At 66.6% G+C, this 19,309-nt stretch carries 21 protein-coding genes; 9 read left to right on the forward strand and 12 right to left on the reverse strand.

The features are described 5' to 3' along the window. Positions 1-41 precede the first annotated feature (41 nt). The 4 genes from rplI to rpsF form a co-directional block, all read right to left on the reverse strand. Positions 42-644, reverse strand: coding sequence for a 50S ribosomal protein L9 (gene rplI / locus JQ633_RS11100; protein WP_211985064.1), 603 nt, complete (start codon positions 642-644; stop codon positions 42-44). Between the two features lie 53 nt (positions 645-697). Further along, entirely contained in the window at positions 698-1,669 is a 972-nt protein-coding gene (locus tag JQ633_RS11105) for a DUF2232 domain-containing protein (RefSeq protein WP_211985065.1), read from the reverse strand. Between the two features lie 127 nt (positions 1,670-1,796). Continuing rightward, positions 1,797-2,036 (reverse strand): 30S ribosomal protein S18, encoded by a 240-nt coding sequence (rpsR, locus tag JQ633_RS11110; RefSeq protein ID WP_016844287.1) that lies wholly within the window; start codon positions 2,034-2,036, stop codon positions 1,797-1,799. A gap of 6 nt (positions 2,037-2,042) precedes the next feature. Beyond that, the gene (rpsF, locus tag JQ633_RS11115) at positions 2,043-2,510 is read right to left on the reverse strand and encodes a 30S ribosomal protein S6 (protein ID WP_211985530.1); all 468 of its coding nucleotides are present in this window, start codon (positions 2,508-2,510) and stop codon (positions 2,043-2,045) included. Positions 2,511-2,858: 348 nt separating this feature from the next. On the opposite strand from rpsF, the gene JQ633_RS11120 reads away from it, so the two are divergent. The 9 genes from JQ633_RS11120 (at position 2,859) to gmk (ending at position 11,492) form a co-directional block, all read left to right on the forward strand. Continuing rightward, positions 2,859-3,590 (forward strand): TetR/AcrR family transcriptional regulator C-terminal domain-containing protein, encoded by a 732-nt coding sequence (locus JQ633_RS11120; protein ID WP_211985066.1) that lies wholly within the window; start codon positions 2,859-2,861, stop codon positions 3,588-3,590. After that, complete coding sequence (locus JQ633_RS11125) at positions 3,587-4,612, forward strand: fatty acid desaturase family protein (RefSeq protein WP_211985067.1); 1,026 nt, start codon at positions 3,587-3,589, stop codon at positions 4,610-4,612. The genes JQ633_RS11120 and JQ633_RS11125 overlap by 4 nt, the downstream gene beginning before the upstream one ends. 209 nt (positions 4,613-4,821) lie before the next feature. Beyond that, on the forward strand, positions 4,822-5,775 hold the full coding sequence (gene fabD / locus JQ633_RS11130) for an ACP S-malonyltransferase (protein ID WP_211985068.1): 954 nt from the start codon (positions 4,822-4,824) through the stop codon (positions 5,773-5,775). 20 nt (positions 5,776-5,795) lie between these two features. Then, positions 5,796-6,533 carry a 3-oxoacyl-[acyl-carrier-protein] reductase gene (fabG, locus tag JQ633_RS11135; protein WP_211985069.1) on the forward strand — a complete coding sequence of 246 codons (738 nt, stop codon included), beginning with the start codon at positions 5,796-5,798 and terminating at the stop codon, positions 6,531-6,533. A 287-nt stretch (positions 6,534-6,820) separates the two neighbouring features. Further along, positions 6,821-7,060, forward strand: a complete 240-nt coding sequence (locus tag JQ633_RS11140) for an acyl carrier protein (protein ID WP_002716125.1) — start codon at positions 6,821-6,823, stop codon at positions 7,058-7,060. 99 nt (positions 7,061-7,159) lie between these two features. Continuing rightward, entirely contained in the window at positions 7,160-8,425 is a 1,266-nt protein-coding gene (fabF, locus tag JQ633_RS11145) for a beta-ketoacyl-ACP synthase II (protein WP_211985070.1), read from the forward strand. 126 nt (positions 8,426-8,551) lie between these two features. Beyond that, complete coding sequence (gene mltG, locus JQ633_RS11150; RefSeq protein WP_211985071.1) at positions 8,552-9,811, forward strand: endolytic transglycosylase MltG; 1,260 nt, start codon at positions 8,552-8,554, stop codon at positions 9,809-9,811. Between the two features lie 136 nt (positions 9,812-9,947). Then, positions 9,948-10,835: a YicC/YloC family endoribonuclease gene (locus JQ633_RS11155; RefSeq protein ID WP_211985072.1), complete on the forward strand. Its 888-nt coding sequence runs from the start codon at positions 9,948-9,950 to the stop codon at positions 10,833-10,835. Between the two features lie 3 nt (positions 10,836-10,838). Next, on the forward strand, positions 10,839-11,492 hold the full coding sequence (gene gmk, locus JQ633_RS11160; protein ID WP_211985073.1) for a guanylate kinase: 654 nt from the start codon (positions 10,839-10,841) through the stop codon (positions 11,490-11,492). A gap of 7 nt (positions 11,493-11,499) precedes the next feature. Here gmk and JQ633_RS11165 read toward each other — a convergent pair whose 3' ends face one another. The 8 genes from JQ633_RS11165 to JQ633_RS11200 all read right to left on the reverse strand — a co-directional run bounded on the left by JQ633_RS11165 (position 11,500) and on the right by JQ633_RS11200 (position 19,276). Further along, on the reverse strand, positions 11,500-12,546 hold the full coding sequence (locus JQ633_RS11165) for a hypothetical protein (protein WP_211985074.1): 1,047 nt from the start codon (positions 12,544-12,546) through the stop codon (positions 11,500-11,502). Between the two features lie 169 nt (positions 12,547-12,715). Beyond that, the gene (locus JQ633_RS11170; protein WP_349631550.1) at positions 12,716-13,237 is read right to left on the reverse strand and encodes a hypothetical protein; all 522 of its coding nucleotides are present in this window, start codon (positions 13,235-13,237) and stop codon (positions 12,716-12,718) included. Positions 13,238-13,292: 55 nt separating this feature from the next. Then, positions 13,293-13,808, reverse strand: a complete 516-nt coding sequence (locus JQ633_RS11175) for a hypothetical protein (protein ID WP_211985075.1) — start codon at positions 13,806-13,808, stop codon at positions 13,293-13,295. 34 nt (positions 13,809-13,842) lie between these two features. Next, entirely contained in the window at positions 13,843-15,210 is a 1,368-nt protein-coding gene (locus JQ633_RS11180) for a caspase family protein (RefSeq protein WP_211985076.1), read from the reverse strand. Between the two features lie 136 nt (positions 15,211-15,346). Then, entirely contained in the window at positions 15,347-16,405 is a 1,059-nt protein-coding gene (locus JQ633_RS11185; protein WP_211985077.1) for an alcohol dehydrogenase, read from the reverse strand. A 20-nt stretch (positions 16,406-16,425) separates the two neighbouring features. Next, complete coding sequence (gene rsmA / locus JQ633_RS11190; protein WP_211985078.1) at positions 16,426-17,280, reverse strand: 16S rRNA (adenine(1518)-N(6)/adenine(1519)-N(6))-dimethyltransferase RsmA; 855 nt, start codon at positions 17,278-17,280, stop codon at positions 16,426-16,428. After that, positions 17,277-18,290: a 4-hydroxythreonine-4-phosphate dehydrogenase PdxA gene (gene pdxA, locus JQ633_RS11195; protein WP_211985079.1), complete on the reverse strand. Its 1,014-nt coding sequence runs from the start codon at positions 18,288-18,290 to the stop codon at positions 17,277-17,279. The genes rsmA and pdxA overlap by 4 nt, the downstream gene beginning before the upstream one ends. Positions 18,291-18,307: 17 nt before the next feature. Continuing rightward, positions 18,308-19,276, reverse strand: coding sequence for a SurA N-terminal domain-containing protein (locus JQ633_RS11200; RefSeq protein WP_211985080.1), 969 nt, complete (start codon positions 19,274-19,276; stop codon positions 18,308-18,310). Positions 19,277-19,309 lie beyond the last annotated feature (33 nt).

The following is a 19,309-nucleotide window of genomic DNA, read 5'->3' on the forward strand; positions in this document are numbered from 1 at the left end:
GCCGGGCTTCAGTCGATTGGGTGGTGAAAACCGCGAAGCGCTTACTGCTCTTCGGTCGCGGCCGGCGCCGGCTCCGCGTCGTCCTGCTGGGCTTCCGGATCGAAGAACTCGCCGGCGGCGGCGAGCGCCTCGGCGGCGGCGTCCTGGTCTTCCTGGCGGGTCGAGATGTCTTCGCCGCGCTTGATGCGCTCGGCCTCGTCGGCGGAGCGGGCGACCGTCACGGTGACGCTGGCTTCGACCTCAGGGTGCACGGCGATCGTGACCTTCTGCTGGCCGATCACCTTGATCGGCGAGTCCAGCCAGACCTGCGGGCGGGCCACGTTGACGCCGTCAGCCGCGAGCGCCGCGACGATGTCGCGCACCGAGACCGAGCCGAACAGCTGGCCGGATTCGGAGGCCTGGCGGATGATGATGATGTCGCGGCCGTCGATCTTCTCGGCGACCTTGGCGGCTTCGCCCTTGGCCTGGATGTTGTTGGCCTCGAGCTCGGCTTTCATGCCGTCATACTTGGCGCGGTTGGCTTCGGTGGCGCGCAGCGCCTTGCCGCGCTTCAGCAAGAAGTTGCGGGCAAATCCGTCACGCACGCGCACGACTTCGCCCATCTGGCCAAGCTTGGCGACGCGCTCCAGCAGAATGACTTCCATTTCGGTTCTCCTTTAGATGCTAAGTATTGGACTTGAAGAGGTTTGATCTGAGGTCAGGACGCAGGCAGCGGCGGCGGCCTGCCGCGGGTGAAGCGCTGCCGCAATCCGAACACGGCGTCGGCGAGGCCGAGCGCGACCATCGCGACGATCGGCCAGCCGAATATGACGACGACGGTGTAGGTGCCGACGAGCCAGAAGCCGCGGCTCGGCAGCGCCAGCGTCAGCGTATGCAGCACAGCGAAGCCGACCAGCGCATAGGCGATGATCAGCGCCGTCGTGGCGATCTGCGCCAGCATGGCAACGATGCCGCCGACGAAGCTGAGGCCGATCGCCACCAGCAGCGCGACCAGCGTCATCGGCGGCAGCTCGGTGGAGCGGAGCTCCGGCCAGGGCCGGTTCAACCGTCCCGAGGTCTGCGTGACCTTGCCCGCGAGCCACAGGTTGATCGTCAGCGTGACCATCGCGATGATGGTCGCGGCGATCGGCGCAACGATAACCACGACGTCGACGAAGCGTTCGATCTCGCCGGACTGCGCACTGGTGGCACTGAAGACCCGCAGCAGGCCGCGCCGCAGCGCTGACGTGATGGTGTCGGCGTCGGTGCCGAGGGTCAGCAGCGCGCCCATCGTCGTGATGATCGCGAACGCCGCGATCCAGACCAGGATACGGCCCACCGGATACCATTCGAGCTGCGGTGCCGCCGGTTCAGCGCCGTCGTGTTCAGCGGCCGAGCCCTCGATCGGACGTCCGAGCAGCGCGAGATGGCCGAGCCACCAGGCGGGCAGCGCGACCATGATGGCAAAGGCGATGGAGTAGGGCAGTCCGAAGATCGCGCCGAGGCTCGCGGCCGCAGCGATGCCGCCGATCGCCGCCGCAAGCGGTCCCCAGCCCAGCGCCGTCACCGTCAGCGGCAGCGGCGCGAGATAGAACAGCAACAGCGAGATGAGCGCGCCCGAGATGATCGAGGCGAACATCAGCGCCGACGCTGCGCCGGCCGCAATGGCAATGATGAGTAACGCGATCATCAGCTGTCCCGCCCCCTTTGAGCGGTTAGGGGTCCTGCTTCGAGAACCCCAACCATCGGCGACCGGAACGACCCGGAAGCCTTATGAGAATGAGCGGCCGGCGACGCGCGCCGCCGGCCGGCAGTGTTTAGCGGATAACGTAGGGCAAGAGGCCGAGGAACCGCGCGCGCTTGATGGCGCGGGCGAGTTCACGCTGCTTCTTGGCGGAAACGGCCGTGATGCGGCTCGGCACGATCTTGCCGCGCTCGGAGACGTAACGCATCAGCAGCTTGGAATCCTTGTAGTCGATCTTCGGCGCATTCGCGCCCGTGAACGGGCAGGACTTGCGACGACGGAAAAACGGACGGCGGGCACCAGCGTCAGCCATGATTCATTACTCCTCGGTCGCAGCTTCTTCGTCGCGCGGACGGCGCGGACCACGGTCGCCGCGGAAGCCGCCGCCCTCGCGGTCACCACGGAAGCCGCCCTCGCGGTCGCCGCGGAAACCACCGCCGCGATCATCGCGCTCGCGATCACGATCGGCCTTGCGCATCATCGCCGACGGGCCTTCCTCGTGCTCTTCGACGCGCACGGTGAGATAGCGGATGACGTCTTCGTTGATCCGCTCCTGGCGCTCGATCTCGGTGACGACAGCCGACGGAGCGTCGATGTTCATCAGCACGAAATGCGCCTTGCGGTTCTTGTTCATGCGGTAGGTGAGGGAGCGCACGCCCCAGCTCTCGGTCTTGGTGACCTTGCCGCCGCCCTGTTCGACGATACCCGTCATCTGGGTCGTCAGTTCTTCCACCTGCTGGGTGCTCGCGTCCTGACGCGCGAGAAAAACATGCTCGTAAAGAGGCATGGATGTCCTTTCTAGTGTTGGCGCGGTTTCCGGCGACAAGCCCTTCGAGACCTTCGGAAAGGACTCGAGCTGCTCAGAAGGCGGGAGCACGGGACGACGGGCCGACTGGCCCTGCCACATCAAAATCAACGGGTGAATTTGCTGAGACCGTCCGTTCAGCTCCCGGCCGGAGCCCACGAATGGCGCGGGTTATACGGATTTTGGCCGCGAAAGCAAGCGTCCCGGGCATCCTCAGGGCTACATTGGCCGGAGTGGGACGCCTTCCGGCCAAGCCTTGACGCCAATTATAGCACGAATCCCGTTGATTTCTTTGTTTGTATATCATACAAATAACGACGGAGGACGATCATGGGTTCCGAGACCGCAACCGGCATGTCTGCGCCCGATCCGAAGCACGCCGTCCGCGCCACCCGGTCGGCGGGGCGCAAGATGCGCTCCTTGCTGCTCGACGCCGCCAGCGCCCTGTTCAAGGAGCGCGGGCTTTCCGGCACCTCGATCTCCGACATCGCGGCGGCAGCCGACGCCTTCCCGAGCCAGATCACCTATTATTTCCGCACCAAGGAAGCGCTGTTCGTCGAGGCCGCCTGCCGCGACATGCTGTATCTCGCGCGCGCGACCGAGCAGGCCGCGCTCAAGGCCCACACGCCGCGGGATTACACCCATGCGCTCGCCGTGACCGTGACCGCGACGGATACGGTCGCGTTCTTCGCCGAAGCGCTGACGCTGACGCGGCGGCGGCAGGATCTCGCGCCGCTGGTCGAGCGCACCATCGAGCGGCTGCACAGCGAAGGTGCGCGCGCTTATGCCGGCCAGGTCGAGCGCCACGGTTGGCGCTCGCTGCGCGCGCCGGAAGAGAGCTCGCGGCGGTTCTGGGCTATCGCGATCGGCGTCATCGTCGAAGGCTATGCGATGGGCCGCGCCGCCGAGGAGATGTGCGGCGAGTTGCTGCGCGCGCTCGGCGAGCAGGCGACCGCAACAGCGGCGCCGGCGAACGCAACGTCTGCAAATGACGCAACGCGCCTTCGCCTGGTCGGCGACCGCGACACCTCATCCTCCACCGACGGGGAGACCAGCTCATGACCGCGCTTCGCATGCGTGCCCGCGATTTCCTGACCGAGGACGAACTGGTCGCCGTCCGCGAGCGCGTGACGTGGAAGGGCGTCGCGCTGATCGCGCACGCCTGGGCGCTGATCTTCGGCGCGATCGCGCTGGTGGCGTGGTGGCCCAACCCGATCACCTATCTGCTTGCGGTCGCGATCATCGGCTCGCGCCAGCTCGGGCTTGCGGTCCTGATGCATGATGGCGCGCATGGCTGTCTGTCGGCGGACGAGAAGACCAACCTGTTTCTGAGCCAGTGGTTCTGCGCCTATCCGACCTTCGCCGAGACCCGCAGCTATCGCCGCTACCATCTGCAGCATCACGCGCGGACGCAGCAGGAGGACGACCCCGATCTCGTGCTGTCGGCGCCGTTTCCGATCACGCGGCTCAGCTATCGCCGAAAGTTCTTCCGCGACATCACCGGGCAGACCGGCTACCAGCAGCGCAAGGCGCAACTGCTCAACGCGCTCGGGCCGAAGGAGTGGCCGCTGTCGCGGCGCGCCGCGCATTTCTGGGACAAGCTCGGTCCGCAATGCGTGGCCAATGCGGTGCTGTTCGTCGGCCTTGCCGCTGCGGGCGTGTGGTGGGCCTATCCGCTGTTGTGGCTGGTGCCGCTGTTGACCTGGATGATGGTGATCACCCGCATCCGCAACATCGCCGAGCATGCCGTCGTGCCCGACAGCGCCGATCCCTTGCGCAACACCCGCACCACGCACGCCAATCTTCCCGAGCGCCTGTTCATCGCGCCGTACTACGTGAACTATCACCTCGAGCATCATCTGCTGTTCTACGTGCCTTGCTACAACCTGCCGCGCGTCCACCGCATCCTGAGCGGCAGCCGCCATGCCGATCGGATGGAGGTGCAGCCCGGCTACACCGCCGTGCTGCGGCTGGCGACGGCGAGGCCCGACCACGAGGATCGCCCGGGCCAGCTGGTCAACAGTGCGCGCCGGGCGCGGGCCGGCGGCAAGGTTAACGCCGACCAGAACGCGGGCGGGTTCTAGCCCCGACTTCTCCCCCAGCCGGTCCGGCATCCCCAGGGGTTCCTCCGGCGCGGCTTGACATCACGGCCCTCATCAGTGTCTTACGGCCGGGTTCAGGGCATGGTCCGGACCCGCCGAGGCGCGTCTCGCGCGACGCGGATACCGTTTCTCCTGCGGCAGGCGCCAGGCGCTGGCGCGGAGGTTACGCTCAACACGATAGGGAGCCGCTGATGACGGCAGCATTTACGTTTCCCGGGCAGGGCTCGCAGGCGGTCGGCATGGGCAAAGCCTTGGCCGAGGCCTTTCCGGCGGCCAAGGCGGTGTTCGACGAGGTCGACGCGGCGCTCGGCGAGAAGCTGACCGCGACCATCTGGGATGGCCCGGGCGAGACGCTGCAACTCACCGAGAATGCCCAGCCGGCACTGATGGCGGTCTCGATCGCGACCATGCGCGTGCTGGAAACCGAAGCCGGGTTCTCGGTCGGCCGTGACGCGGCCTTCGTCGCCGGCCACTCGCTAGGCGAGTATTCGGCGCTGGCCGCGGCCGGCAGCCTCAGCATCAGCGACGCGGCGCGGCTGCTGCGCACCCGCGGCCGTGCCATGCAGAAGGCGGTGCCGGTCGGCGCCGGCGCGATGGCGGCGCTGCTCGGCCTCGACTACGAGGCCGCCGTGGCGGTCGCCAGCGAGGCCGCACAGGGCGAGGTCTGCCAGGCCGCCAACGACAATGGCGGCGGGCAGGTGGTGGTCTCCGGCGACAAGGCCGCGGTCGACCGCGCCGTCGAGATCGCCAAGACCAAGGGCGCAAAGCGCGCGATGCTGCTGCCGGTGTCGGCACCGTTCCACTGCAAGCTGATGCAGCCGGCGGCCGATGCGATGGCAGAGGCGCTGGCCGGTGTGACGATCAAGGCGCCCGCGGCGCCGCTGGTCGCCAACGTGCTGGCGTCCGCGATATCGGATCCCGACGAGATTCGCCGCCGCCTGGTCGAGCAGGTCACCGGCACCGTTCGCTGGCGCGAGTCGGTTGCCTATATGGCAGGGCAGGGCGTGACGCGGTTCTTCGAGATCGGCGCCGGCAAGGTGCTGAGCGGCCTCGTCAAGCGCATCGCGGACGGTGCGGTCGGCGTGTCCGTCGGCGGTCCGAACGATATTGCTGCGGCCAAGGATGCACTGGCTGCTTCGGCGTAAGCAGCCGAGAGGAGACTTCGATGTTTGATCTGACTGGCAGGACGGCGCTCGTCACGGGCGCGACCGGAGGCATCGGCGGCGCGATCGCGCAGGCGCTGCATGCGCAGGGCGCGACGGTTGCGATCTCGGGCACGCGGCGCGAGGTGCTGGATGGCTTTGCTGCCAAGCTCGGCGAGCGCGTCCACGTGCTGCCCTGCAATCTCTCCAGCAAGGACGATGTCGAGGCGCTGGTGCCGGCCGCGGAAGCGGCGATGGGGCAGGTCGACATCCTCGTCGCCAATGCCGGCATCACCCGCGACAACCTGTTCGTGCAGCTGCGCGACGAGGATTGGGACGACGTCATCGCCGTCAACCTGACCGCGACCTTCCGCCTCGCGCGCGCCGCGACCAAGCTGATGATGCGCAAGCGCTTCGGCCGCATCATCGCGATCACCTCGATCGTCGGTGTCACCGGCAATCCGGGGCAGGGCAACTACACCGCATCGAAGGCCGGCATCATCGGGCTGATCAAGACGCTGGGCGCCGAATACGCCAAGCGCGGCGTGACCGCCAATTGCATCGCGCCGGGCTTCATCAAGACGCCGATGACGGATGCGCTCAATGACAAGCAGCGCGAGACCATCCTGGCGAAGGTTCCTGCGGCGCGGCTCGGAACACCCGAGGACATCGCCGCGGCGGCGGTCTATCTGGCCTCCAATGAGGGCGGCTACGTCACCGGACAGACTATTCACGTCAACGGTGGAATGGCCATGATTTGAGCGGCGGAGCGGCTCTCGCAATGCGGCGAAAAGCCGTTTTCGGGAGCCGGTTCAGGCGTGTAGTCAAGGCTTGGGAAGTATGATAGCTGAACCCCTCACGGATGGGCAAAGAACGCCATTGCAGGATTTTGAAACCCTGTATATTGGCGTGGCGACGCCTGCCGTTCGCCGGGGCTTATCGGCTACGACCGGGCCGAATCAAGACTATGCGCGACTGAGTAATCGAGACGACCACGATGGCTCGTATCGTCTTGGGGTCGGGTCCAATGGAACAACGAGGTTGAACGATGAGTGAGATTGGCGAGCGGGTTAAGAAGATTGTGGTCGAACACCTCGGTGTCGAGCCCGAGAAGGTGGTCGATAGCGCGAGCTTCATCGATGACCTCGGCGCCGACAGCCTCGACACCGTCGAGCTCGTGATGGCTTTCGAAGAAGAGTTCGGTTGCGAGATTCCGGACGACGCGGCGGAGACGATTTTGACCGTCGGCGACGCGACCAAGTTTCTTGAGAAGAACGCGAAGAGCTGACGCCATTCGCGCGGATTACAATGGAGCCGGACGGACTGTGATCGAACGGTCCCCCGGTTTCTTATTATTGCCCGCCCTTTGCGGGCCGGAGACTTTCACATGAGACGGGTTGTCGTCACGGGGCTGGGCATGGTGACGCCACTCGGCTGCGGGGTCGACGCAACCTGGGCGCGCATCCTTGCCGGCGAGAGCGGCGGCAAGAAGATCGATACGTTCGATGTCTCCGATCTGCCGAGCCAGGTCGCCTGCTTCATCCCGCGCGGCGACGGCAGCAACGGCACCTACAATCCCGATCAGTGGATGGAGCCGAAGGACCAGCGCAAGGTTGACGAGTTCATCGTCTTCGCGATGTGCGCGGCCAGGCAGGCACTCGACGATGCCAACTGGCATCCGAAATCCGACGAGGATCAGTTCGCGACCGGCACGCTGATCGGCTCCGGCATCGGCGGCCTCACCGGCATCGCCGAGACTGCGATCCTGCTGAAGGAGCGCGGACCGCGCCGGGTCTCGCCGTTCTTCATCCCGGGCCGCCTGATCAACCTGGCGTCCGGCTATGTCTCGATCGAGCACGGCCTCAAGGGGCCCAATCATTCCGTCGTCACGGCCTGCTCGACCGGCGCGCACGCGCTCGGCGACGCCGCGCGGCTGATCGCGCTCGGCGATGCCGAGGTGATGGTGGCGGGCGGCGCCGAATCGCCGATCTCGCGCATCGGCATTGCCGGCTTCTGCGCGGCGCGCGCGCTATCCACCGGCTTCAACGACGCGCCGCAAAAGGCCTCGCGTCCCTACGACAAGGATCGCGACGGCTTCGTCATGGGCGAGGGCGCCGGCATCGTGGTGCTCGAGGAATACGAGCACGCCAAGCGGCGCGGCGCGAAGATCTATGCCGAGGTCACCGGCTACGGCCTGTCGGGCGATGCCTATCACATCACCTCGCCGCCGCCCGACGGCAATGGCGGCTTCCGCAGTATGACCATGGCGCTCAAGCGCGCCGGCCTGACTGCATCCGATCTCGACTACATCAACGCGCACGGCACCTCGACGCAGGTCGGCGACGAGATCGAACTCGGCGCGGTCGAACGCCTGCTCGGCAACGCGGCCTCGGAGGTCTCGATGTCGTCGACCAAGTCGGCGACCGGACATCTGCTCGGCGCGGCCGGTGCGATCGAGGCGATCTTCGCGATCCTGGCGATTCGCGATAACGTCGTGCCGCCGACCATCAATCTCGATAACCCGTCGGTCGAGACGGCGATTGATCTTGTGCCGCACACGTCGCGCAAGCGTGACGTCAATGTGGCGCTATCCAATTCCTTCGGTTTCGGCGGCACCAACGCCTCCGTGATCGTGCAGCGCGTAGCCGATTAGTAGGTCTTTAGAACTAGTCCACCGTTTTGCCGTATTCCGCGGTGACTCCTAAGAGCGGGCGTATGCTATTGGCAGGGCAGGGGTTTGTCCGGCCACGATTGAAACCGGCAGGATTGGTTTGCATCGATGAGTGAGAGGCCGCCCATTTCACCGAGGAGCCCGCGTGCCGCGCTGGAGCCCGAACAGGTTCCGCCGCCGCCGAAACGTTCGGACCGTGCCCGCAATCCCTTCGTGATCGTCGGCAACGCCATCTTCACGCTGCTGATCATCCTGATGATCGGCGCGGGAGCGGCGTATTACTACGGCAAGCAGACGCTGGAAGCGCCGGGGCCGTTGCAGGAAGACAAGATCGTCAACATCCCGGCGCGCGCCGGCAAGCGCGACATCGCCGACGTGCTGTCGCGCGAGGGCGTGATCAACGTCAATCCCTGGGTCTTCATCGGCAGCGTGTTCGCGCTGAAGGCCAGTTCCGATCTCAAGCCCGGTGAATATTCGTTCCAGAAGAGCGCCAGCCTGCGCGACGTCATCGCCACCATTGTCGAAGGCAAGGTGGTGCAGCACGCCGTCACCATTCCGGAAGGCCTGACCTCGGAACAGATCGTCACGCGCCTCTCCGACAACGACATCTTCTCCGGCTCGGTGCGCGAGATCCCGCGCGAGGGAACGCTGCTGCCGGAGACCTACAAGTTTCCGCGCGGCACCCCGCGCGACCAGGTGATCCAGCGTATGCAGCAGGCGCAGAAGCGCGTGCTCGCCGAGATCTGGGAACGGCGCAACGCCGATACGCCGCTGAAATCGCCGGACCAGCTTGTGACGCTGGCATCGATCGTCGAGAAGGAAACCGGCCGCGCCGACGAGCGCAGCCGCGTCGCCGCGGTGTTCGTCAACCGCATTCGGCAGCGGATGAAGCTGCAATCCGATCCGACCATCATCTACGGCCTGGTCGGCGGCAAGGGCACGCTGGGACGCCCGATCAAGCGCAGCGAGATCACGCAGCCCTCGCCCTACAACACCTATGTGATCGACGGCCTGCCGCCCGGGCCGATCGCCAATCCCGGCCGCGCCTCGCTGGAGGCGACCGCCAATCCGGCGCGCACGCGCGACCTGTTCTTCGTCGCTGACGGAACCGGTGGCCACAGCTTCACCGAAACCTACGACCAGCACGCCAAGAACGTGGCGAAGCTGCGCACGATGGAAAAGCAGATCCAGAACGACACCGTCGAGCCTGCGGATGATCCGGCGCCTGCGGCTGCCGCACCCGGCTCGGCCGACACCAATCCGACCGCGGCGACGCCGCCGAAGCCGACCAACCAAAAGAAGCCGCCGCGCGGCGGACGCCAGGGCGCGGCCCAGCAGACCAACTCGCCTCCGGTCGTGCAGCGGTAGCGTCGCGGCAGGTGGCGTGCTGGCGAAGGTGGACGTAATTCCACTTTCACGGAATCCGTTTTAAGGTCGATGGCGACCTCGGCGAGTCTCGAAAGGCTCGAGATCGTCTCATACCCCAGTTGGAGAGTTTCACGCGATGGCGCTATCGAGCATGACCGGCTTTGCCCGAAGCCATGGCGCAAGCGGGCCCTACACGTTCGAGTGGGAACTGAAATCGGTCAACGCCAAGGGCTATGACCTGCGGCTGCGGCTGCCGTCCGGCTGGGATGAGCTGGAAGCCTTCGCCAAGAAGCGCGCCGGCGAACTGCTGTCGCGCGGCACGGTCTACGCCAATCTCAGCGTCAAGCGCACCGACGCGGCGCAGACAGTGCGAATCAACGAGGACGTGCTGGACGCCGTCCTGAAGGTCGCCGGCATGCTGACGCAGCGGATCGATGCGGTGGCGCCGAGCATCGACGGGCTGCTCGGCATCAAGGGCGTGATCGAGATGGTCGAGCCCGAGAGCAATGAGGACGAGGAGAAGGCGGCGCGCGCCGCGGCGACGACGGCCTTCGAGCAGGCGCTCGACAGCCTCGTCGAGATGCGCCGCCGCGAGGGCGATGCGCTCGGCCAGATCCTGATGCAGCGGATGGACGAGATCGAACGGCTCGCCGGCCGCGCCGAGGCGGCCCCGGGCCGCAAGCCCGAGGCGATCAAGGCCCGGCTTGCCGAGCAGATCGCAACGCTGCTGGAAGCATCCGATCGCTTCGATGCCGACCGGCTCAGCCAGGAGGCGCTGCTGATCGCCACCAAGGCCGATATCCGCGAGGAGCTCGACCGCATCGCCTCGCACATCGGCCAGGTGCGCGAGATGATCGGCAAGGGCGGGCCCGTCGGACGGCGGCTCGACTTCCTGGCCCAGGAGTTCAACCGCGAGGTCAACACCTGCTGTTCGAAATCCAACGATGTCGAATTGACCAATACCGGGCTCGAGATGAAGAACGTGGTCGAGCAATTCCGCGAACAGGTCCAGAATCTGGAGTGAGCGATGACGGCGCAGGGGTTTGACGGCGTGGAGCGGCGCGGACTGATGTTCGTCCTGTCGTCGCCGTCGGGCGCCGGCAAGACGACGCTATCGCGCATGCTGATCGACCGCATGCCGGGGTTGAAGATGTCGGTGTCGGCGACGACGCGCGCGAAGCGGCCGGGCGAGGTCGAGGGCCGGGACTACTTCTTCGTCGACAAGGCGAAGTTCGAGGCGATGGCCAAGCAGGGCGATCTCTTGGAATGGGCCACCGTGTTCGACAACCGCTACGGCACACCGCGGGCGCCGGTCGAGACTGCGCTCGGCGCCGGGCAGGACGTGCTGTTCGATATCGACTGGCAAGGCACCCAGCAGCTGCGCGAGAAGGCGCGCGCCGATGTGGTCAGCGTCTTCATCCTGCCGCCGTCAGCGGCCGATCTCGAGAAGCGGCTGCATACCCGCGCGCAGGACTCCGAAGAGGTGATCCGCGGGCGGATGAACCGCGCCACCCATGAGCTGAGCCATTGGGCGGAATACGACTACATCGTCGTCAACCAGAACGTCGACGACGCCTTCGCCGAGGTGCAGTCGATCCTGAAGGCCGAGCGGCTCAAGCGCGAGCGGCGTACAGGTCTCACGGAATTCGTCCGCGGCCTGCAGCGCCAGCTCGAGAAATAACCCGTCCTCAGTTGGCCGCGCTGCGCGCCAGCCGCTGCAGCATGGCCGCGATCTGCCGGCTATCCTCCGCGGTCTGGTCGAGGTCGCGGGCGGCGCTTGCGCCGCGCGGGACCGGCGGCTGGGCACGGCGCGGCGGCAGCTCGGACAGCCGGATCGGACGTTCGCGGCTGACCTGTGCCGGCGGCGGCGCACGCTCGATCTGGATCGAATCCCACGGTGCACGTTGCGCCTCGCGAACGTCATAGGCGGGCGTGCGCCTGCGCGTCAGCTTCACCACGAGGGCGCTGACCAGGCCTGCCAGCGCCAGCGCGCCGATCATCACGACCAGCAGCATCTGCGTGGATGCCGACGGCTTCTCGGCAGGCGCTTCGACCGCAGCGGCCGGGGCCGGTGCAGCGGGGGCCGCCTCTTGCGGCTGTGCGTCGGCTTGCACGGCGGGCGACGGCTGGGGGGCGGCGTACCGCGTTCCATTCGCCCTGGCCATGCTGGTGGAATCAAGCCACCGCGCGGACCCGTCAGCGCCGGCCGGCGCTTGCGGTGCGCTGGTGGCGGCTGCGGTGCTGCCGGTCTGATCGGCATCGGCGGTCGCAGGCGGCGTGGTGGTGGCCTGCGGCGAGGGCCACTCGGCATGCGCATCGGCGACCGCCTTGCTCATCGGGGGCGATTGCTGCGGCAATGGCTGCTGTGGCTGAGCCTGAGCCTGAGCCTGAGCAGGGGCCTGGACCTTGGCCTGCGGCGGCGCAGCGTCTGCAACCGGCGCGTCGGGCGTAGCCGCAGCTTGCTGCTGCTGGGCGGTCGCGGTCTTGGCGGCCTTGTTCTTCGCCTCACCGAGATACCAGCACTTGGTCTTTTTCGCGCGATCCAGATGGTAGAACCAGTGGCTTCCGGCCGGTGCGGCCCCCTTCGGCGCCGACTGGCAATTGTCGGCGGTCTTGGTCTCTGCGGGCTTGGTCTGTGCGGTCGTGGCGGCATTCTGGGCCACGGCGCTGCAACTGGCCCCCGCCAGAATGCTGGCGACGAGCGCCGAAGCAAATTTTGCTGAAAGATTTGACATACGCGTCCCCGGTATTTTTTTAACTCAAACGCTGGTGACCCCAATCTCGGTAAAGAGTTGGGTCGCAATGCGCCGCAATTCCGGAGCGGGTAGGGCTTAATTAGGGCTCGGGGCGCTCGCGAATTGGGGCGCGCCGGCGGCCAAAATCGTGCGGTCGTGAGGGAGAGATTTACCGCTTTGACGCGGTCCAGCGGCCCTTGCATCCGTCGGATCGCACGAACGAGCCGGAGCCGCTGCTGCCCGAGAAGCGGCCAGAGCTTGTCCAGCTCAAGCCTCCGGCGGATCCACTTCCCGTCGTGGACCCGTTCGGACTGACACGCCCGGAACTCAGCTCTCCAGAGATGCTGCCGCCTGAAATCACCAGCCGTTCGGTGCTGGAGCCGCAGGGCGACCCTTCGGCGACAACCACCCACGCGCCATCGAAATTGCCGGCACCGCCACCGCCGCCGCTGGATTTCTTCGCTGCGCGCCGCGGCGTCTCCGAACTCTTGCTTCGTGCCGGCTTTGCCGGCGCGACGGTGCGTGGTGCTTCACGACTGCCGGACAGCGACTTTTCATCATTGCCGATACTGCCGCCGCTGCTGCCGGATTGCGCCAGCGCGGTCGCCGAACCGGCGGCGAGGAGCAGGGCAGACAACAGGATTGTTCGGACGTTGGTCTGAGACATCGTTTGCATAGTCGGCGTGTCCACGTCTTGATCTCAATGTCCGGAGCCGTCGGCCGCGGGCATCGATAGCGCCGCGACGTTATTGCTTGATAGCTGTCCACGTTCCGCCGCAGCCGTCGGAGCGGCGGAACGTTCCCGCGCCGCTGCGGCCGGACAGGCGGCCCGAGCCGATCGAGGTCAAGCCGTTGGACTGGTAAACCGAGCGCGCGGCGCCGCCGGCGCTGACCGATCCGGTGAGGCCTTCGCCGATGATCCTGCCGCTCGTGATCACGATCGCGCCGGAGCCGGTGCCGCCGCAACCGACCGAGGTCACGACCCAGGCGCCGTCGACACCGCCACCGCCGCCGCCGCCACCTCCGCCGCTCTTGCGCGCTGTGCGGCGAGGCTCTTCGGCTGCCGGCTTGCTGCGCCGCGCTGTGCGGCTGGATTCGACCGCGCGCGGCGTGTCGCGCGAGCCGGACAGCGATTTCTCGTCATTGCCGATACTGCCGCCGCTGCTGCCGGATTGCGCGAGGACCGCCGTCGAGCCGAGGGTGGAAAGCAGCAAAGCGAAAAACAGGGCGGTTCGAAATCCGTCTTGAAACGTGTTGTGCATTGTCGACTGTGTCCAATGTCATGATCTGAAAATTTCATTTTCCGGCGCCGTCGGCGCAGACGGCGTCGATAATGCGACAGGATTTCCCGGACTTGCCGCACTCGTCAAGCGCAGCGTTCTTCGCGCGGTCGAGCGTGTCGCGCTGGACCAGCGACCAGGATTTGCCTGAGATCGCGAACGCGCCGCAGCGCGAGCCGTAGAACGAGAGCTCGATCGTGCATTTGGCGCCGCCGCAATTGTTGCGCGCATCGTCGACGGCGGCGCGCCGCGACGCATGTTTCCACGAGATGCCCCATTTGTTGATCTCGGGGCCGTAGACGATCGAGCCCCAGGGCTTCAGGTCCTCCATCTTGCGCAGCCGCGTCAGCACGCCCTCGGTCGCCTCGCCGGTCGGGGTCATGCTGAGCTTTTCCTGGAATTTGCTGATTGCCGCGCGCATGCCGTTCTTGCCGTCGAGCGGCTCGGGGTCGAAATTGTGCTCATAGAGCCGGTCGCTCAATTCGCGCAGCAGCGCGACGTCCGTGATCGGGACGCGGTCGGGATCCGGTCGCAGCGTGCTCGGCAGCTGCGGTTCGGGCGACGGCGCGACGGCGACCTGCGGCGCAGGCGCGGCGGCTGCGGGCGGCACGAAATAGAACGTGCCGTCGATCGGCGAGGAGGACACCCAGGGCTGCTGCGAGCCGGCGGTCACGCGCTTCACCGCAAGCCCGACCTGATTGAAGGTCTGGAAGATGTCGAGGCCGGGCTGCCGGATGGTTGCCGCCAACGCCTTGGTGTAGGGGCTGTGGCCGTCGCTGCCGTCCTGCGCGACATTGCCGGGCTGCGTGGCGTAGGAGATCAGCGTGCCCTCGGGCGCGCGCATCTGCGCAAGGCCGCCGTCGGCGGCGCGCAATCCGCGTCCGCCGAACGGGTTGTTCCGGCAGGCATCGAGGATCACCATGTTGAGCCGCGTGCCGGAGCCCTGCATCTGCCTGAGCACCAGGTTGACGTCGAGCATCTGGAAATCGACGTCGGCCTCGCGGGTGGCGTTGGCGCTGACCGGCACGAGATAGTTGGCGCCGGACACCTGCACGCCGTGGCCGGCATAATAGAACAGCGCGACGTCGGCGCCCTGGACCTGCCGGCCGAAACTCTGCACCGCGATGTCCATAGCCGGCTTGTCGAGGTCGAGCTGGGCGCGGCCGCCGATCAGGGTGAAGCCGAGGCTTGCGAGCGTCTCGGCCATCAGCGTGGCATCGTTGCGGGGATTGTCGAGCCGGGTGACGTGCTGATAGGCGGAGTTGCCGATCACCAGCGCAACGCGCTTTTCGGCGGCGGCATGCGCCGCATCAATCAACGCAACCCACAGCAGCGCCAGCAGCGCCACTGCCGCGAAGCTCCTGCCGTGCGCAGCTCCGTGCATTGCCCCGATACCCTCAGCCTCGCGGGCAGATTACCAGCGAGTTCGGGAGGACAAAAGCAGCCATCAGGCTTCAGGACGCGACCAATTGCGCCTTGGTCGCGTCACACATTCCGCACACAGCGGCGCCGCAGTGCGGCTAGTTCTTCAGGACGATGCGGCCCACGACCTTGCCGGCGCGTAGCTCCTCGATCCATTTCTGGACGTCGGCCATCGGCTCTTCCTTCATCGGCGTCGGCTTGATCTTCCCGGCGCGGGCGAGCGCCATCAATTCCTTGCCCTCGGCCAGCGTGCCGACCATGAATCCCTCGATGGTCATGCGCTTGTAGACCCACTGCACCATCGGCAGCGTGAACTGGCCGCCCATCAGGCCGGACACCACCACCTTGCCGCCGCGCGCCACCGTCGACACCGCGAACGCCATCGACTTCTCGTTGCCGGCGAAGTCGACGACACCGTCGAAGCCGCCATCGCTTTCCTTCAGCATGCGCTTGACCACATCCGGCTCGGCCGGATCGTAGGCCGCCGCCGCGCCGTTCTTCAGTGCGGTCTCGCGCGCCGCGGGGCTGAGATCGGCGACCGTGATGTTCTGCTTGAACATCGCCTGCGCGAACGACAGGCCCATCATGCCGACGCCGCCAAGGCCGATCAGCAACAGGTTGCGCTGGCGCGGACGATCGACCAGCCGCTTCAGCGCGCCATAGGCGGTGACGCCGGAGCACATCAACGTCGCGGCCTGGTTGACCGGCAGCGGATCATAGTCGAGCAGGTATTTCGCATCGGGCACGAGAACGTGCGTGGCGAAGCCGCCGTCGATGGAGACACCGAGGAAGCGCTGCTTGACGCAGAGGTTCTCGTCGCCGGCGAGGCAGTCGCGGCACTGGCCGCAGCCGATCCAGGGGAAGACCGCCTTCTTGCTGCCGACCAGATCCTTCGGCGCGTCGGGGCCGACCTCGTCGACGACGCCGGCGATCTCGTGGCCGAGCGTGAAGGGCAGCGTCATGCCGCGCGTGGTGTCGAGCTTCTTGCCGCCGCCGAGATCAGCGTAGCCGTCCTGGATGTGGAGATCGGAATGGCACAGGCCGCAGCGCTCGATGCGCACCAGCACTTCGCGGCCCTGCGGCTTTGGCGTGTCGACGATGGTTTCGCACAGCGGCGCATCGAACTTGACGAGGGATTGGCGAACCATACGCGCCATTACGTTTTCTCCTGATGTTTCTATTTTGTGGCCCGTATATCGGCCAATTCCCTCGCCATGGCAACAAAGCCGGCGACCGGAACGGTTTCGGCACGGCGCGTCGCGTCGATGCCGGCAGCTTCGGCAAGCCGCGCCGGATCGACCGAGAGCGATTTCAGGCTCTGGCGCAGCATCTTGCGGCGCTGGCCGAAGGCGGCGGCCGCGACCTGCTCGAGCATGCGGCGATCGCACGGCTCGGGCGCGGCGCGCGGGATCAATCGTACCACCGACGACGTGACCTGCGGCTGCGGCACGAATGCCGCCGGCGAGATGTCGAACAGGATCCGGGTCTCGGCGCGCCAGTTGGCCAGCACCGCGAGCCGGCCATAGGCTTCCTCATCTTCCTGCGCGACGATGCGCTCGGCGACCTCGCGCTGGAACATCAGCACCATCGTGTCGTACCAGGGCGGCCACGGCTCCATCGACAGCCAGTCGACCAGAAGCTGGGTCGCGATGTTGTAGGGCAGGTTGGCGACGATCTTGGCCTTGCCGCCGTCAAGAAAGGGGCGAGGATCAAAACTTTGCGCGTCGCCATGCACGATCTCGATGCGGCCGGGATAGCGCTTGACGATGTAGTCGAGCGCGTCGATTGCCCGCTCGTCGCGCTCGACCGCGATCACGCGTCTGGCGCCGAGCGCGAGCAGAGCGCGCGTCAATCCGCCGGGGCCGGGGCCGACCTCGATCACAGTGGCGTCCTCGAGCGGCCCGGCAGCGCGGGCGATGCGCGCGGTGAGATTGAGGTCGAGCAGGAAATTCTGGCCGAGCGATTTGCGTGCCGACAGCTGATGCTCGCGAATGATCTCGCGCAGCGGCGGCAGATCGTCGATCGCGCTCACTCGTTTTTGGCCGGCGCCGCTGCCGCCATGCGCGCGGCGAGCCGCAGCGCGGCGATCAGGCTCGAGGGATTGGCCTTGCCGGTGCCGGCGATGTCGAACGCGGTGCCGTGATCCGGCGAGGTCCGGATGAAGGGCAGGCCCAGCGTGACGTTGACCGCGTCCTCGAACGCCACCGTCTTGATCGGGATCAGCGCCTGGTCGTGATACATGCAGATCGCGCAGTCATAGGTCTTGCGCGCGGCAGCATGAAACAGGGTATCGGCCGGCAGCGGGCCCCTGGCGGCGATGCCGTCACGGCGCAGGATCTCGACCGCGGGCGCGACGATCTCGACGTCCTCCACGCCGAGCGTGCCGTCTTCGCCGGCGTGCGGATTGAGGCCGGATATCGCGAGGCGCGGCGCCGCGAGGCCGAACCGCGCCTTCATGTCGGAGACCACGATGCGCGCCGTCGACACGATCAGGTCGGTCGACAGCTGCGCCAGCGCATCGCGCACCGAGACATGGATCGTCACCGGGACCACCGCGAGCGTCGGCGACCACAGCATCATCACCGGCTGCGGTGCGGGGCCGCCGGCGCCGGCGAGCTCGGCGAGGAATTCGGTGTGGCCGGGATGAAGGAAGCCCGCGCGATACAGGACGTTCTTGGCGATCGGATTGGTGACGACTGCGGCGGCTTTGCCGGACGTCACGTCGGCGACCGCCTGGCGGATCGAGGCCATCGCGGCGCCGGCGCTGGTCGCGTCGGGTACGCCCGGCCGCGCCGTGGCCGGCTTGCCGGTCGCAACGATTGGCAGGGCGCGTGGAAACGCTGCTTCTGCTTCCTCGGCGCTGACGTCGGCAAGCTCGACCGTGAGCCCGAGCGCCTTCGCGCGTGCGGCGAATGCAGCCCGGTCACCGAGCAGGTAGAACGGCGGGAGATCGAGTTCTTGTCGCCGCAGCCACGCGGCGAGGGTGATGTCGGGTCCGATGCCTGCGGGCTCGCCGGATGTCAGCGCGAGTGGTCTGGCCATGGATCAACGATAGTCGATCATTTGCCGCCTGGATATTCGATCATCGCGGCCTTGCGGACTTCCTGCAGGTAGGCCTTCGACTTCGCCTCGTACTTCTGCACGTACATCTTGTCGCGAATCTCGCGCTTCTTCGGCGTGTCCACGGTGGTGGCCTTGCGGCCGCACAGCGCGACCATCTCGACGCCCTGCTTGGTGGTCTCGGGCGCGGTAAGATGGCCGATCGCGGTCTTGTCGAGGATGTCGCGCAGCTGTTGCGGCAGGTCCGCCGAGGTCTTCACGACGATTTCGCGGATCGCCGCGTTGCGCATCGACTTGAAGTAGGAGTTGGCCTCCTCGCAGCTGGTGACGCGCTCGCGCAGGCTCTCGGCTTCCTTGCGCCGCGCTTCGAATTCGGACTGCGGCGCGCCGCGCGGCACGATCAGCACGATCGGTTGCATCCGGTATTCGAAGGCCTCGGCATCGGTCGACCCGCCGCTCTCCTTGACCGCCGTGTTCACATCCTTCTCGCCCACTTGCAGGCTTTCCTTGAAGCGTCCGCGCACCAGGTTGGTCCAGACCATGTCGGCCTTGATCCGCTGCTTCAGGGTGTCGGTCCGGATGCCCTTGCTTTCCAGCACCTTGGTGAGCTGATCGCCGGTGAGCCGCATGCGCTGCGCCATACCGCCGAAAGCCTGGTCGATGTCACTGGACGAGGGATCGACACCGAATTTCTTGGCTTCCTTGATCTTCACCTTCTCATCGATCAGGTCGTTGAGAATGGCCTGCCGGTTCTCGCCCTTCTTGCCGGTCAGCCCATCCAGCTTGGAGCGCTGCTCGATGTCGAAATTGGTGATCGGCTCGCCATTGACCATCACGGCGATGGTCTGCGCATGCGCGGTGACGCCACCTCCTGCCAGGAAGACAGGGACCAGCAAGGCGAGGGGCAGCAGGGAGCTCCGCAGGAGCGAATAGCAGCGCGTTGGCAGGCGAGCGATCGTTATTCTCATGTCAGCCGTCTAACCCATTCAAGCCGGGCGCCC

Origin of the sequence: Bradyrhizobium tropiciagri (genome assembly GCF_018130505.1) — a bacterium.
Lineage (GTDB): Bacteria > Pseudomonadota > Alphaproteobacteria > Rhizobiales > Xanthobacteraceae > Bradyrhizobium > Bradyrhizobium tropiciagri_B.

What these genes read in the sequence shown, in the direction of transcription:
- rplI (WP_211985064.1), bottom strand. Translation starts at nt 644, where the DNA reads ATGGAAGTCATTCTGCTGGAGCGCGTCGCCAAGCTTGGCCAGATGGGC.
- JQ633_RS11105 (WP_211985065.1), bottom strand. Translation starts at nt 1,669, where the DNA reads ATGATCGCGTTACTCATCATTGCCATTGCGGCCGGCGCAGCGTCGGCG.
- rpsR (WP_016844287.1), bottom strand. Translation starts at nt 2,036, where the DNA reads ATGGCTGACGCTGGTGCCCGCCGTCCGTTTTTCCGTCGTCGCAAGTCC.
- rpsF (WP_211985530.1), bottom strand. Translation starts at nt 2,510, where the DNA reads ATGCCTCTTTACGAGCATGTTTTTCTCGCGCGTCAGGACGCGAGCACC.
- JQ633_RS11120 (WP_211985066.1), top strand. Translation starts at nt 2,859, where the DNA reads ATGGGTTCCGAGACCGCAACCGGCATGTCTGCGCCCGATCCGAAGCAC.
- JQ633_RS11125 (WP_211985067.1), top strand. Translation starts at nt 3,587, where the DNA reads ATGACCGCGCTTCGCATGCGTGCCCGCGATTTCCTGACCGAGGACGAA.
- fabD (WP_211985068.1), top strand. Translation starts at nt 4,822, where the DNA reads ATGACGGCAGCATTTACGTTTCCCGGGCAGGGCTCGCAGGCGGTCGGC.
- fabG (WP_211985069.1), top strand. Translation starts at nt 5,796, where the DNA reads ATGTTTGATCTGACTGGCAGGACGGCGCTCGTCACGGGCGCGACCGGA.
- JQ633_RS11140 (WP_002716125.1), top strand. Translation starts at nt 6,821, where the DNA reads ATGAGTGAGATTGGCGAGCGGGTTAAGAAGATTGTGGTCGAACACCTC.
- fabF (WP_211985070.1), top strand. Translation starts at nt 7,160, where the DNA reads ATGAGACGGGTTGTCGTCACGGGGCTGGGCATGGTGACGCCACTCGGC.
- mltG (WP_211985071.1), top strand. Translation starts at nt 8,552, where the DNA reads ATGAGTGAGAGGCCGCCCATTTCACCGAGGAGCCCGCGTGCCGCGCTG.
- JQ633_RS11155 (WP_211985072.1), top strand. Translation starts at nt 9,948, where the DNA reads ATGGCGCTATCGAGCATGACCGGCTTTGCCCGAAGCCATGGCGCAAGC.
- gmk (WP_211985073.1), top strand. Translation starts at nt 10,839, where the DNA reads ATGACGGCGCAGGGGTTTGACGGCGTGGAGCGGCGCGGACTGATGTTC.
- JQ633_RS11165 (WP_211985074.1), bottom strand. Translation starts at nt 12,546, where the DNA reads ATGTCAAATCTTTCAGCAAAATTTGCTTCGGCGCTCGTCGCCAGCATT.
- JQ633_RS11175 (WP_211985075.1), bottom strand. Translation starts at nt 13,808, where the DNA reads ATGCACAACACGTTTCAAGACGGATTTCGAACCGCCCTGTTTTTCGCT.
- JQ633_RS11180 (WP_211985076.1), bottom strand. Translation starts at nt 15,210, where the DNA reads ATGCACGGAGCTGCGCACGGCAGGAGCTTCGCGGCAGTGGCGCTGCTG.
- JQ633_RS11185 (WP_211985077.1), bottom strand. Translation starts at nt 16,405, where the DNA reads ATGGCGCGTATGGTTCGCCAATCCCTCGTCAAGTTCGATGCGCCGCTG.
- pdxA (WP_211985079.1), bottom strand. Translation starts at nt 18,290, where the DNA reads ATGGCCAGACCACTCGCGCTGACATCCGGCGAGCCCGCAGGCATCGGA.
- JQ633_RS11200 (WP_211985080.1), bottom strand. Translation starts at nt 19,276, where the DNA reads ATGAGAATAACGATCGCTCGCCTGCCAACGCGCTGCTATTCGCTCCTG.